The sequence below is a fragment of the Pseudomonas sp. efr-133-TYG-103a genome (assembly GCF_030209235.1).
In the GTDB taxonomy this organism is placed as follows: domain Bacteria; phylum Pseudomonadota; class Gammaproteobacteria; order Pseudomonadales; family Pseudomonadaceae; genus Aquipseudomonas.
Genome location: NZ_JARVSK010000011.1, coordinates 418928 through 432059, shown reverse-complemented (window position 1 = coordinate 432059; position 13132 = coordinate 418928). Strand labels below are relative to the sequence as shown.

Here is a 13132-nt window from a genome sequence, read left to right as displayed (position 1 = left end):
AATAGAGGCAGGGCAACTCTGTCGTTGAACTCAGTCGTTGAAGGGAGATACCGATGGCCAATGATCTGAGCATGAAATCCGCTGGCGGGAAATTGGTGCTGGCCATTTCTTCTCGCGCGTTGTTCGACCTTCGGGAAAGCCATGCCATTTACATGGCTGACGGCGTCGCAGCCTATCGGCAGTACCAGATCGATCACGAAGACGAAGTGCTGGAGCCGGGGGACGCGTATCTGCTGGTGGAAAAGCTGCTAAGCCTCAATGCCAGCCTTCGCCAGTCCCGCGTCGAAGTGATTCTGGTGTCGCGCAACAGCGCCGACACCGGGCTTCGCGTATTCAATTCGATTCAGCATTACGGCCTGGATATTTCGCGCGCAGCGTTCGTCGGCGGACGCAGCCCTTTCCCTTATCTGGCGGCGTTCGGCAGCCATCTGTTTCTCTCGACCCACGCCGAGGACGTGCGCAGTGCGCTGGATGCCGGGTTTGCGGCGGCTACCATTCTGTCGGGCGGGGCGCGACGGGCCGCCAGCGCCGAACTGCGCATCGCATTCGACGGCGACGCGGTGCTGTTTTCCGATGAGTCGGAGCGGATCTACCAGTCCGGCGGCCTGGAGGCCTTTCAGGCGAGCGAGCGCGAAGCTGCGCGCCAGCCACTGCCCGGCGGACCGTTCAAACCGTTTCTGGCCGCCTTGAACCTGCTGCAGAGGGAATTTCCCGAAGAGTCTTGCCCGATTCGCACGGCGCTGGTCACGGCCCGGTCAGCACCGGCCCATGAGCGGGTGATCCGCACCCTGCGCGAATGGGACATCCGTCTGGATGAGTCGCTCTTTCTGGGCGGGCTCGAAAAGTCGGCCTTTCTGGAAGCATTCGCGGCGGACGTGTTTTTCGACGATCAGCCCGGGCACTGCGAAAAGGCCCGCGAAGTGGTTGCCACCGGGCATGTGCCTCACGGCATCAGCAATGAACTAAAGCCTTGAACCTTTAGACCCGAAAGCTGTATCAGACCGGCCGATTCGTCGTCTCGCTGCTACGCTCAATCGTGACTGCGCCTGTGATGGCTGCCTGGAGGTCACATGATCCGCTCGATGCTGTACGCCACGGACCTCGGTCTTTATGCGCCTTACGTGCTGCAACATGCGCTGGAACTGTCGAGGAATTTCAAGGCAGAGCTGCACGTCATTCACGTGGTCGAGCCCATGGGCCTGTTCGCCGAGTCCGTCTTGCAGAGCTATCTGGCCGAGGACGTGCTCAGGGAGTTGCAGAACGAAGGCATCAATACCGTCATCGATGGCATCGAGTCCCGGGTGCTGCGCAGCTTTCGCGAGGAAATGGGCAAGGACAACAAGGATCTCGAGCTGATCTGCAGTCTGCGCGTGGTTCAGGGCGATCCATCCAATGTGATACTCGAACAGGCGCGCAGAATGCGCGTCGATCTGCTGATTGTCGGCAGCCACAGCCACGGCGCCCAGGGGGATACGCCGATAGGCCGCACGGCGGCGCGGGTGCTGCAGCTGTCCGAAGTGCCGGTGTACATGGTTCCGATGGTGCAAAGCCGTTCTGGCGCATGAGCGTGGGGGAGCAAAACGTCGCCTGCTGAAAAAAGCAGCGTGCCATTACCGTTCAAAAGTGATAAAAAGTTCTAGCTTTGTCTTCCTGACCATTAATCCAGTTATATACCGTTGCTGATGCCCGTGGCGTCTTCCGGCTTTGAGGGATACATATGAAGCTTCAACAATTGCGCTACATCTGGGAAGTGGCGCACCACGACCTCAACGTTTCAGCAACGGCGCAGAGCCTGTATACCTCGCAGCCAGGTATCAGCAAGCAGATCCGGTTGCTCGAAGACGAGCTGGGTGTCGAGGTTTTCGCCCGCAGCGGCAAGCACCTCACGCGTGTGACGCCAGCCGGGGAACGGATCATCACCACCGCAGGGGAAATCCTGCGCAAAGTCGAAAGCATCAAGCAGATTGCGCAAGAGTTCTCCAACGAGAAGAAGGGCACGCTGTCCATCGCCACGACGCACACTCAGGCACGCTACGCGCTGCCGCCGGTGATCAGCAATTTCATCAAGCAATACCCCGATGTGGCGCTGCACATGCACCAGGGCTCGCCCATGCAGATTGCCGAAATGGCCGCAGACGGCACGGTGGATTTCGCCATCGCGACCGAAGCGCTGGAGCTGTTCGGCGATCTGGTCATGATGCCGTGCTACACGTGGAACCGCTGCGTGGTCGTGCCTCAGGGACATCCGCTGACCAAGGTGCCGAAGCTGACGCTGGAAATCCTCGCCGAATACCCGATCGTGACCTACGTGTTCGGTTTTACCGGTCGCTCCAAGCTCGACGAAGCGTTCAGCCATCGCGGCCTGACGCCGAAAGTGGTGTTCACCGCGGCCGACGCCGACGTCATCAAGACCTACGTTCGACTGGGGCTGGGCGTGGGTATCGTTGCGAAAATGGCCGTTGACCCCAAACTCGACAGCGACCTGGTCGTCCTCGACGCCAGCGAGCTGTTCGAGGCCAGCATCACCAAGATCGGCTTCCGTCGTGGCACGTTCCTGCGCGGGTTCATGTGCGATTTCATCGAGAAATTCGCCCCGCACCTGACCCGTGAGGTCATGGCCAAGGCCATCCAATGCCACAACAAGCAGGAACTCGAAGAGCTGTTCGAAGGGGTCGTGCTGCCGGAGCATTGACAGCCGGCAGACGCAAAACCTGCATGAGCGCGCTGGCCCGCGATCGCTGACTGTCAGTCACCTGAGTGTGACCGTTGCAGCGCAATCGCGGGCCAGCGCGCTTCTGTATCAGGTCTGTGTCGGCTCAGGACTTCGTAATCAGGTTCCCGGCGTGCAGCCCGCATTCCTTCTGCGTGGCTTCTTCCCACCACCAGCGACCTTCGCGCTCGTGCTGATTCGGCAGAACCGGGCGGGTGCAGGGCTCACAGCCGATGCTGATAAAGCCGCGCTCGTGCAGGCTGTTGTAAGGCAACTCCAGCATGCGGATGTAGTTCCACACGTCTGCGCTGCTCATCTGTGCCAGCGGATTGAATTTATACAGCGTGCGCTCGGGCGTCGAAAACGCGCTGTCGATCTCCACCGCTGCGACGTTGTTGCGGGTGCTCGGGCTCTGGTCGCGGCGCTGACCGGTGGCCCAGGCCTTGACGCTGCCGAGCTTGCGACGCAGCGGTTCGATCTTGCGCACGCCGCAGCATTCGCCATGGCCGTCGCGGTAAAAACTGAACAGGCCCTTTTCCTTGACGAACGGCTCGAGCTTTTCCCGGTCCGGGGAGACGATGTCGATGGCGATGTTGTACTGCTCGCGGACCTGATCGATGAAGCGGTAGGTCTCCGGATGCAGACGTCCGGTGTCCAGGCTGAAGACTTTGACGTTCTTGTTGAGCTTCCAGGCCATGTCCACCAGCACGACGTCTTCGGCGCCGCTGAAGGAAATCCACAGCTCATCACCGAAGTGCTGGAAGGCGAATTTGAGAATGTCCTGCGCGGACTTGTTGGCGTAGGTCGCGGCAATGGCGTCGACGTCGAAAGGGTGGCTCATCAGGCGGCTTCCTAATCATGGGCGGCGCTTAAGCGCTCGTAATGGCGCAGATGGTAACAAAAACCTTCCGCCCTTTGCCTGAAACCTGCGTTCGCCCGCTGCTCGCCACGCCGAGAAAGCGTGCCTGGCCGCTGCGTAATCTGCCCGTGCACACGGAACGGGCGACTGCCCGGCAGCCCCGTTCCTGCGTCACTCAGCTATTTTTTTATGTCCTCGCTCCAGACGTCATACAAGTTCGACGGTGCATCCAGTTGCACTTCGAAACTCAGACCATGCAACGTGTCCCGCGCCGCCAGTTGATAGTTGGGCGCGAACAGCGGAATGAGAAACGCCTGATCGACGGCGCGCTGCTGGATCTGATCCAGTATCGGTTGACGCTGCTTGAGGTCCGAGGTGGCGCGCGCCTGATTGATCAGCCCGGTGATCTGTTCATCGGGCTGAGCCACGCTGCGGTACAGAAAACCGGTGGCGCCAAGCACATCACGCAGCGACAGCGCCGTGTCGGATGGGTTGAGGGTGTTGGGATAGATGTGCCACGAACCGTCAGCCGTGGACTTGACCCATTCGCCGGTGCTGATCAGGCGCAGATCCAGGTCCAGCCCCAGGTTCTTGCGCACGGCGGCCTGTATCTGCTGGATCAGCAGGTCACGGTTGTCACGCACGTAGGTCTGCGGATAGCCCACCTCGACGCGCAAGCGCTGGCCGTCGCGGGTGCGATAGCCTTGAGCGTCGCGGCCGGTCCAGCCGGCTTCGTCGAGCAGCTTGTTGGCACCGGGGACGTCGTTGCCCCAGGTGTTGACCAGGGCCTTGTTGTAACCGGTGTTGTCCGGGCCGATGTTCGACCATGCGCGCGGCACGGTGCCCAGGTAGATGTTGTTAACGATGGCCGCCAGATCGAAGCCGTCACGCAGGGCGCGGCGCACCCGGACGTCATCGGTGGGCGCCTGGCGGTAATTGAGGTTGAGCGTGAATGAGGTTTCCGCCGACGGACCGGTCAGGAACTGGAAGCCCTCGGCATGCTCGAACAGCGCACGATCGGTGGGCTGCACGCCTTCGATGAGGTCCACTTGCCCCGAACTCAATGCCCCGGCCCGTACGGCGTACTCGGGCAGGAAGCGATACGTGACGGCGTCCAGGTACGCCGGTCCCTGGTGCGCGGCATACGCCGGTGGCCAGTGGTAATCGGGGTTTTTCACGAACCGTGCCGACTGGCCCCGGTTGTACTGGTTGAAGATGAATGGCCCGGTGCCGACCAAGTTCGGCCCGCCCTGGCAAAGATCGCCTCCGGCCGCAAGGGTCTTGGGTGACAGAAAGCCCAGTTTGACGCTGGACAATGATTCGAGCATGGCCGAGTCAGGCTTGCTCAATACGATGCGCACCTGATGCGGATCGATCACTTCGGTGCGATCGTAATATTCCAGGAAGGCCGCGGCGTTGGCGGTGTGCGCCGGATCTTTGGTGTAGTCCAGATTGGCCTTGACCGCGGCGCCGTCGAAGGGTGTTCCGTCGGTGAAGGTCACGTCATCGCGCAGGATGAAGGTGTACTCGCGGCCATCGGGCGAAACGCTCCAGCTTTTCGCGAGCCACGGGGCGAAGCTGCCGTCCGCCTGTTTGCCGATCAGTGAGTCGACGTAATTGCGAATCACCAGAAAGGCGTTTTGCTGAGAAGAGTTGTGAGGGTCGAAGCAGGCGGGTTCGGTGGTTACGCCGAACGTCACCTCGCCGCCACTGCGCGGTTGCAGCGTCGGCTTCTGGCTGGCGCCGTTGCTGGCGGCCGTGGCCGGCGGTGAGGCGTTGTTGTCGCAGGCGCACAGCAGCGGGGCGGCCACGATGGCCAGGCAGAGCAGGGAACGGTGAGCTTTCATGGTGTCCTTATCAAGCGGCGGGGTGCGCGCTCAGTAGTTGCAGGGTGTAGGGATGAGTGGGTGCTTCGAACAGCGGGCCGACCGGGCCTTGCTCCACCAGTTGGCCCTGATGAAACACCAGGACCCGGTCGCAGATGTGGCGAATCACCTCCAGATCATGGGAAATGAACAGCAGAGCAATGCCGCGGCTGGCCTGCAGTTCGCCAATCAGGTCCAGCACTTGCGCCTGCACGTACACGTCGAGCGCGGAAACCGGTTCGTCACAGATGATCAGCGCAGGTTCGGCGGCCAGGGCGCGGGCGATTGCAATGCGCTGCCGTTGGCCGCCCGACAAGGAGCGTGGGTGACGATCGAGGAGGTCGGCATTGAGCCCGACCTGTGTCAGCAATGCGCTGGCTTGCTGGCGGTGGTCGCCGCCGGGCAGCAGGTTTTCGGCGATGATCTGCGCCACGGTATAGCGCGGATCGAACGAGCTCAGCGGGTCCTGCGGAATGTATTGCATCTGCCGGCGCAGAGGCCGGCGTTGCGCTTCCGGCACATGACTCCAGCGTTGACCGAGCAGATGCACGCTGCCGCTATCGGGCGCCAACAGGCCGAGGACGATATTGGCGCACGTGGTTTTCCCGGAGCCTGACTCGCCGACGATACCCAGCACCTCGCCCGCGTTCAGCGTGAACGATGCGCTGTGCAGCGCCGTAAACGCCTGACCCTGCCGGCCGAAGCCGCGACGTCGATAGGACTTGCCGATGCCTTCCACCCGCAGCACTTCCCGGGGCTCGGCGGGCAGGCGCGACGGCAGCGGATCGCGCTCGATCACCAGCGGGTCCTGCTCCCGGACACCGGGTCGCACCCGTGCCGAACTCAGGCGGGTACCACGAGACGCTGCGCCGGGACTGGCGGCCAGCAACTGACGGGTGTAAGCATGGCGCGGTTGCGTCAGCACCTGCTGCACGCTGCCGGAATCCACCACCTCGCCGTTGTGCATCACGTGCACCCGGTCGGCGATCTGCGCCACCAGGTTGAGGTCGTGACTGATGATCAGCAGTCCGGCCCCCTGAGCGACACGCTCGGCCAGCACGGCGATCACCTGCCGTTGCACGCTGACGTCCAGCGCCGTGGTGGGTTCATCCGCGATGATCAGCCGTGGACCGGCGGCGATGGCGGCCGCAATCAAGGCTCGCTGACGCAGGCCGCCGGACAATTGATGGGCGAACTGAGTGCTGCGCCACTGCGGATCGGGAATTCCGACCTGGCGCAAGGTATCGAGCACCTGCTGCCCGCGCGCCACGTCATTCAGCATTCGATGGGTGCGCAGCACTTCGCCGGTTTCCTGCCCGATGGTACGCAGCGGGTCAAGCGACACCAGCGCGTCCTGCATGACGAGGCCGGCAAAGCGGCCCCGAAGCTGTCGCCAGTCCTGAAGGTTGAAGCGCAAGGCGTCACGGCCGTCGATCTGCAGACGCCTGGCCCGAACCTGAGCATGTTCGCCCGCCAACCCCAGCAAACTGCGCGCCGTGAGGCTTTTGCCGGAGCCGGACTCGCCGACCAGCGCCACGCATTCGCCCGGATGAATCCGCAGGTTCAGGCCGCGTACCAGCGGCGCGCCGTGATTGACATCGGCGAAGCTGATCCGCAGATCCTCGACGTCGACCAGAGGAGCGCCCGGTTCACTCACCACTCGTGCGCTCATGCTGGCTGCCTCCCTTCGAAGCGGCGCTGGCAGTAGCTGCCCAGCACGGTAAAACTGATCACGGTCAGGGTGATGGCAAGACCGGGAAACACGCTAGGCCACCAGGCCACACGCAGCACATCCCGGCCCTCGGCGAGCATCACGCCCCATTCGGGTGTCGGCGGCTGCGGACCCAGCCCCAGAAAGCTCAGGCCTGACACCGCCATGATCGAACTGCCGATGTCGATGGTCGCCACGATGGGAATCGCCATCAGCACGTTGGGCAGCAAATGGGTGACGAACGTCTGCAGGCGGGAACGGCCGTAGAGCACGGCGTGACGCACGTAATCCGCCTCGCGCACCAGCAGGGTCTGGCTGCGCACCAGCCGGCCGAACTTAGGAATGCCGGCGATGCCGATGGCCACCGCAACGTTCATCAGTCCCGGGCCGATCAGCGCGATCACCAACAGAGCCAGCAAAACGCTCGGAAACGCCGAAAGCACATCGAACAGGCGCGAGGCAACCTCGTCCAGCCAGCGATTTTTCATGCCCGCCACCAGGCCCAGCAAGGTGCCGATGACGAGGCTGATGAGCATGCCCGACAACCCGATCAACAGGGAGTAGCGCGCGCCGTAGACCACGCGGGCGAACACGTCCCGGCCCAGCCGATCGGTGCCGAACCAGTGAGCCGTACTCGGTGCTTGCAGGCCGACGCTGACATCGCCGGCCAGCGGATCGTAATGAGTGATCCAGAAGGGCACCGCCAGCACTACCGCCAGAACCAGCAGGAACAGGCCACTCACGGTGATGCCCAGGGGAAGGCGGTTGAAGTGGCGCGCGGCGACACGGCTGTCGAGCACCGCATCGGCAGCAGCGGCCAGCGTTGAGGAAGGCAGGGTCATTGGGTTCTCAGCCTCGGGTCAATGAACAGGTAGGCGACGTCCAGCAGGGTCGAAATCACCACATAAATGAAGGCGGCCAGCAGCACCACGGCCAGCACCACCGGCACGTCCTGGCTGGTGATCGCGTTGAGCGTGATGGTCCCAAGGCCAGGGCGGCCAAAGACCTTTTCGGTGATCACGGCGCCGCCCAGCAAGCCGCCGATCAGCCAGCCGCCGAGGGTGACGATGGGCAGTAATGCGTGGCGTAACACATGACCGGTGCGCACTTGGGTTTCGCTCAGGCCCCGCGCTCGAACGGTCGTGACGAACGGCTGCTCCAGTGCTTTTTCCATGGCCTCTCGCAGCACCTGCGCGAGAATGCCGGCGGTGGGCAACGCCAGCGTGATCGCCGGGAGTACCAGGGCATTGAAGCCATTGGCTCCAGAGACGGGGAAGAATCGCCAGTGGAAGGAGAACGCCATAAGCAGAAGAATGCCGATCCAGAACACCGGGGTGGAGGTGAGTACGAGCTCCAGCAGCGAAGCGATGCGTCTGCCAACAGCGCTGCGTCCGGCCGTCAGCAGCGCCACGCCGACCGCGAACAGCGTCGCGATGACCCCGGCGGCCACTGCCAGCTGCACCGTCGGCCAGAGTTGCGAGTGCAGCACACTGCTGACCGACTGACGCATGACGTAAGACGTGCCCAGGTCCCCGTGCAACAGGCGCGCGATGAAATCCAGATATTGCTCGGGCAGGGATTTGTCGAGCCCCCATTCAGCCGCGATGGCCTCGCGCAAACCGGGGTATTCATTGTCGCCAGCGAGGATGTCGGCAATCTTGCCGGGCAAAGAGTGAAGCGCCACGAAGGCGGCGCTGACGCTCAACCAGAGCACCAGCAGGCTGCTGCCCAACCGGACCAGCACGTTTCGCCACATAAGGAAGATCCATCCCAAAGTCTCGTCAAGGTCATGACGAGGGTTGATGATTATTCAATAAATGAATATTGGGAGGATCCTATATGCAGGAAAGTCAGGACGTCCAAGTCCGTTTAAGCATATTTTTAGAATGAGAAACGAGGATGCCAGACGTCAAGGCGAGGGCTTTGACGAGTCTGGCGTCCTCTTCAGGAGGGCTTCGGTGAGCAGAAAGGGTGGATCAAGGCGCTGCGGGTCGCAGCGCCTGGCCAATCGGTTACAGGGCTTCCAGCGTCTTCAGCAGCACCCGGACCTTGGTCATGGATTCCTGGTATTCGGCTTCCCACTGCGAGTCGGCCACGATGCCGCCGCCACCCCAGCAGGCGATCTGACCGTCTTGAGCCAGCAGGCTGCGGATGGCGATCGAACTGTCCATCTCGCCGCGCACGTCCAGGTACAGCAGTGAGCCGCAGTACAGCGCGCGGCGGGTGGGCTCCAGTTCATCGATGATCTGCATTGACCGGATCTTCGGCGCGCCGGTGATCGAGCCTCCCGGAAAGCTGCCTGCGATCAGGTCCAGCGCGTCGTGGGCATCGGCCAGTTCGCCCGTCACGGCGCTGACCAGATGGTGCACGTTGGGGTAGGTTTCCAGGCTGAACAACTCCGGTACTTTCACCGAGCCAATGCGGCAACTGCGGCCCAAATCGTTACGCAGCAGATCGACGATCATCAGGTTTTCCGCACGGTCTTTCGGGCTGCGCAGCAGCTCTTGCGCGTAAGCGGCATCTTCGGCGGCGTCCCGGCCCCGTGGCCGCGTGCCCTTGATGGGGCGCGTTTCGACCTGACGCTGGCTGACCCTGACGAAGCGTTCGGGCGACAGGCTCAGCACCGCATTACCCTCCGGCAACGCGAGGTAACCGGCGAATGGCGTCGGGCAGGCCTTGCGCAGCGCGCCGTAGGCCGACCAGGGATCGCCCTGGTACGCGGCCCGAAAGCGTTGCGCGAAATTCACCTGATAACAGTCGCCCGCCTGAATGTAGGCGTGAATGCGCTCGATGGCACGACGATACTGATCGGCGTCGATATCGGCCGCAAACCGGGCGCTCAGCTTGAATGAAGCATCGTGTTCAGCCGCAGGGCCGGTAAACAGGCCGATCAGTCGCTGGCGCTCGGCGGCATCGAGGGCCGGATGGAAGACCAACTGGCTGGTGCGCGTCTGGTGATCGCTTATCAGCGCCCACGGGTAAAGACCGAGCCGGGCGCCTGGCAGATGCAGGTCATCGCTGGCGAGCGCCGGAAGCGGTTCGAGCAAACGGCCAAAATCATAGGCGAGATAGCCGATCAGGCCACCTGCGAATGGCAGCGGGCTGGAGTCTGGCAACGCCGCGTCTCCCAAGCCTGCCAGTGCGCTTCGCAGGCGCTGGAGAAAGGCGTCACCGTTCTCACCGTCAGTGGGCACGAACGTCTCCAGCGGCCAGGCACTGAGAATATCGAAGCGCCCGCGATCGGCCTCGGGGCGCCCGCTGTCGAGCAGGACGGCGCCGGGAGCGTGCCGGATCAACGCGAAATAACCGGTCGGATCGACCTGATAAGTGATCGGGTGTAGGGAACAGGTTTGCATGTGTGGCAGATCAGTCGTGGTGCGCGGAGGGCGATTGTAGTCCTGCGGCGGTTGCAGTCCTAGGGGCTTGTCGGCGCCCGGCAGGCGAAGGGCGCCTGCCGGGCACTGTCCTCAGACGTGCCCGAACAGATCCTGAACGAACTTCACGCGTTGCTCGGGGCTTTCATGACGACCTTCAGCCGCCAGTTGCTCCAGGCGTTGCTCGACAGCGACGGTGCGGTGGGTCAGGCCGCAGTCGTTGGCGATCTGAATGTTCAGACCCGGACGGGCATTCAGTTCGAGAATCAAGGGGCCGCGCTCCTGATCGAGCACCATGTCCACCCCGATGTAGCCCAGACCGCACAGCTCGTAGCATTCCGCCGCAAGCTTCATGAAACCGTCCCAGTTGGGCAGTTGCACGCCGTCCACCGCATTGGTGGTGTCAGGGTGCTTGCTGATGATGTTGTTCAGCCAGGTCCCCCGCAGGGTCAGGCCCGTCGCCAGATCGACGCCCACACCGATGGCGCCCTGGTGCAGGTTGGCCTTGCCGCCGGACTGGCGGGTGGGCAGGCGCAACATGGCCATGACCGGGTAGCCCATCAGCACGATGACGCGAATGTCCGGAACGCCTTCGTAGCTGATGCTTTTGAAGATCTGGTCGGGGGTGACGCGGTATTCGATCAGCGCCCGGTCGCGGTGTCCCCCCAGCGAGTACAAGCCGGTGAGAATGCTGGAGATCTGATGCTCGATTTCATCGTGACTGATGATCCGCCCGGACACCGTACGAAAGCGCTCTTCGAAGCGATCGGCGATGACCAGAATGCCGTCGCCGCCAGCGCCTTTTGCCGGCTTGATCACGAAGTCGCTGCGACCACCGATGATCTCGTCGAGCTTGTCGATTTCCTTTTCGGTGGAAATGATGCCGTACATCTCCGGCACGTGAATGCCCGCAGCGATCGCCCGCTCCTTGGTGATGATCTTGTCATCGACGATGGGGTAGAGGCTGCGCTTGTTGTACTTGAGCACGTAGTCGGCATTGCGCCGGTTGATGCCCATGATCCCTTTGGCTTCCAGTGCTTTCCAGGTTTTCCACCAGCCGATCATCTGACGTTTTCCCGTTCGGCGTCTTCCTTGAGAAAGGCCTTGAAGCGGATCAACTCGGTCAGTCGATAGCCGCGATAACGCCCCATCGCCAGCATGAAGCCCACCAGAATCAGCAGGATGGCCGGGAAGGTAAAGACGAAATAGATGAACTCCGGCACGCTCATGATGATGTGGGCCAGGGACGCTGCGAACAGCGTGCCGATGGCGACTTTCATCGCGTGGCCGCCGCCGCGCTCTTCCCAGGTGATCGACAGGCGTTCGATGGTCATGGTCAGAATCACCATCGGGAACAGCGCCACCGACAGGCCGCGCTCGAGTCCCAGCTTGTGGCTGAACAGGCTGATGGCCGCGATCAGCACGACGACGAAGGTCAGCACTACCGACAATCGAGGCAGCATCTGCAGCTTCAGGTGTTCCAGGTACGAACGCAGCGAAAGGCCCAGCGCGGTGATGATCGTGAACAGGACGATGCCGAACCCCAGCTGGGTCTCGCGAAACGCCAGGGCGATCAGCACCGGCGTGAAGGTGCCCAATGTCTGCAGGCCGATGAGGTTGCGCAGAATCAGGATGACCAGCACGCCGATGGGGATCATGACCATGATCATGAAGGTCTGCTGAGTCTGCAGGGGCAGGCCGTAAAGCGAGTATTCGAGGAAGTCGGCGTCAGTGCTTTCGTCGGTCAGCTTGGCCAGCCGGATGGCGTTCATTTCGCTGTTGTTCAGGCTGAAATTCACCGTGGCTTTCTTGCCGCCTTCCACCGTGATCAGGTTGTCGTCGCCGATCCACCACAGCAGGCGGTCCTGAGGCAGGCCGGCCTCGCCGGTTTCTGGATTGAAATACAGCCAGTCCTTGCCGTTGAAACTGCGCAGCCAGAGTTCCGGGGTCTGCGGCTGGTCCGCCACCAGACGGATTGTGTGGACTTTCTCGACCGGGACGTGAGCAATGGACAGCAGGATTTCGGTGATGCGCGCCTTGTTCTGCACCGAGGTGTCGCCTGCCAGCAGCAGCTTGACGTTGTCGTCACTCAGATTGTTGACACGCTTGATGGCTTCGCTGACGAAGGTTTCGACATCGGCCGAATGCTGGCGGATCGGCGCGAGCAGGGCGTCGGCGGCAATCTTCTCAGGCCCTTCGACGGCGATGCTGTCGCGAAAGATCGGCCCTTTGACCTTGGCTTTTTCGCCGCTGTAGCGCTTGGTCAGCACCAGGCGATAGTAAAGCGTCTGGTTGCCGGTGGCGCGTCGGGCCGACCAGGTCACCTTGCGGTTGCCGTCGGCGCGGTTGACGTTCACGCCGTAATTATTGGAGATGAAGCTCTCGTTGAGGCTGATGTAGTCGCGCGACAGCGGCGGCACGTACATCTGGATTTTCACGGAGTCTTTGGGATTGGCGATGAACTCGACTTTGGCGTCGATGTTCCAGAGGTCGTCGGTTTCGTCTTCGGTCACCGGGATGCCGAGCACCAATATCTGATAAGCCGTGATCGCAATGCCCAGTGTCACGAGGGTCGCGATCAGGATTTTCAGATGGAGGGTAAGAGAGCGCATG

11 protein-coding genes are annotated in these 13132 nt (G+C 62.3%); 3 read left to right on the top strand and 8 right to left on the bottom strand.

The features are described from left to right. Nucleotides 1-71: 71 nt before the first annotated feature. The 3 genes from QRN36_RS10440 (at nt 72) to cysB (ending at nt 2692) form a co-directional block, all read left to right on the top strand. Nucleotides 72-974, top strand: coding sequence for a 5'-nucleotidase (locus QRN36_RS10440; RefSeq protein WP_285424077.1), 903 nt, complete (start codon nt 72-74; stop codon nt 972-974). Between the two features lie 96 nt (nt 975-1070). Next, entirely contained in the window at nt 1071-1565 is a 495-nt protein-coding gene (locus QRN36_RS10435) for a universal stress protein (RefSeq protein WP_285424003.1), read from the top strand. 152 nt (nt 1566-1717) lie between these two features. After that, nucleotides 1718-2692, top strand: a complete 975-nt coding sequence (gene cysB / locus QRN36_RS10430; RefSeq protein WP_093458368.1) for an HTH-type transcriptional regulator CysB — start codon at nt 1718-1720, stop codon at nt 2690-2692. A gap of 124 nt (nt 2693-2816) precedes the next feature. On the opposite strand, the gene QRN36_RS10425 is transcribed toward cysB, so the two are convergent. The 8 genes from QRN36_RS10425 to QRN36_RS10390 all read right to left on the bottom strand — a co-directional run bounded on the left by QRN36_RS10425 (nt 2817) and on the right by QRN36_RS10390 (nt 13131). Continuing rightward, nucleotides 2817-3551, bottom strand: a complete 735-nt coding sequence (locus QRN36_RS10425) for a phosphoadenylyl-sulfate reductase (RefSeq protein WP_285424002.1) — start codon at nt 3549-3551, stop codon at nt 2817-2819. Nucleotides 3552-3748: 197 nt separating this feature from the next. Next, nucleotides 3749-5416, bottom strand: coding sequence for an ABC transporter substrate-binding protein (locus QRN36_RS10420; RefSeq protein ID WP_285424001.1), 1668 nt, complete (start codon nt 5414-5416; stop codon nt 3749-3751). Nucleotides 5417-5426: 10 nt separating this feature from the next. Next, on the bottom strand, nt 5427-7106 hold the full coding sequence (nikE, locus tag QRN36_RS10415; protein ID WP_285424000.1) for an ABC transporter ATP-binding protein: 1680 nt from the start codon (nt 7104-7106) through the stop codon (nt 5427-5429). Further along, the gene (locus QRN36_RS10410) at nt 7103-7987 is read right to left on the bottom strand and encodes an ABC transporter permease (RefSeq protein ID WP_285423999.1); all 885 of its coding nucleotides are present in this window, start codon (nt 7985-7987) and stop codon (nt 7103-7105) included. Before QRN36_RS10410 ends, nikE begins: the two co-directional genes overlap by 4 nt. Then, the gene (locus tag QRN36_RS10405) at nt 7984-8901 is read right to left on the bottom strand and encodes an ABC transporter permease (RefSeq protein ID WP_285423998.1); all 918 of its coding nucleotides are present in this window, start codon (nt 8899-8901) and stop codon (nt 7984-7986) included. Before QRN36_RS10405 ends, QRN36_RS10410 begins: the two co-directional genes overlap by 4 nt. Before the next feature lie 256 nt (nt 8902-9157). Continuing rightward, entirely contained in the window at nt 9158-10501 is a 1344-nt protein-coding gene (gene pabB / locus QRN36_RS10400) for an aminodeoxychorismate synthase component I (RefSeq protein WP_285423997.1), read from the bottom strand. A 111-nt stretch (nt 10502-10612) separates the two neighbouring features. Beyond that, the gene (locus QRN36_RS10395) at nt 10613-11581 is read right to left on the bottom strand and encodes an alpha-L-glutamate ligase-like protein (protein WP_177182068.1); all 969 of its coding nucleotides are present in this window, start codon (nt 11579-11581) and stop codon (nt 10613-10615) included. After that, a complete protein-coding gene (locus QRN36_RS10390) occupies nt 11581-13131 on the bottom strand; it encodes an inactive transglutaminase family protein (protein ID WP_285423996.1) in 1551 nt (516 codons plus the stop codon). The genes QRN36_RS10395 and QRN36_RS10390 overlap by 1 nt, the downstream gene beginning before the upstream one ends. Nucleotide 13132 lies beyond the last annotated feature (1 nt).

Coding starts and splice junctions, on each gene's coding strand:
- QRN36_RS10440 (WP_285424077.1), top strand. CDS start 72: ATGAAATCCGCTGGCGGGAAATTGGTGCTGGCCATTTCTTCTCGCGCG.
- QRN36_RS10435 (WP_285424003.1), top strand. CDS start 1,071: ATGATCCGCTCGATGCTGTACGCCACGGACCTCGGTCTTTATGCGCCT.
- cysB (WP_093458368.1), top strand. CDS start 1,718: ATGAAGCTTCAACAATTGCGCTACATCTGGGAAGTGGCGCACCACGAC.
- QRN36_RS10425 (WP_285424002.1), bottom strand. CDS start 3,551: ATGAGCCACCCTTTCGACGTCGACGCCATTGCCGCGACCTACGCCAAC.
- QRN36_RS10420 (WP_285424001.1), bottom strand. CDS start 5,416: ATGAAAGCTCACCGTTCCCTGCTCTGCCTGGCCATCGTGGCCGCCCCG.
- nikE (WP_285424000.1), bottom strand. CDS start 7,106: ATGAGCGCACGAGTGGTGAGTGAACCGGGCGCTCCTCTGGTCGACGTC.
- QRN36_RS10410 (WP_285423999.1), bottom strand. CDS start 7,987: ATGACCCTGCCTTCCTCAACGCTGGCCGCTGCTGCCGATGCGGTGCTC.
- QRN36_RS10405 (WP_285423998.1), bottom strand. CDS start 8,901: ATGTGGCGAAACGTGCTGGTCCGGTTGGGCAGCAGCCTGCTGGTGCTC.
- pabB (WP_285423997.1), bottom strand. CDS start 10,501: ATGCAAACCTGTTCCCTACACCCGATCACTTATCAGGTCGATCCGACC.
- QRN36_RS10390 (WP_285423996.1), bottom strand. CDS start 13,131: ATGCGCTCTCTTACCCTCCATCTGAAAATCCTGATCGCGACCCTCGTG.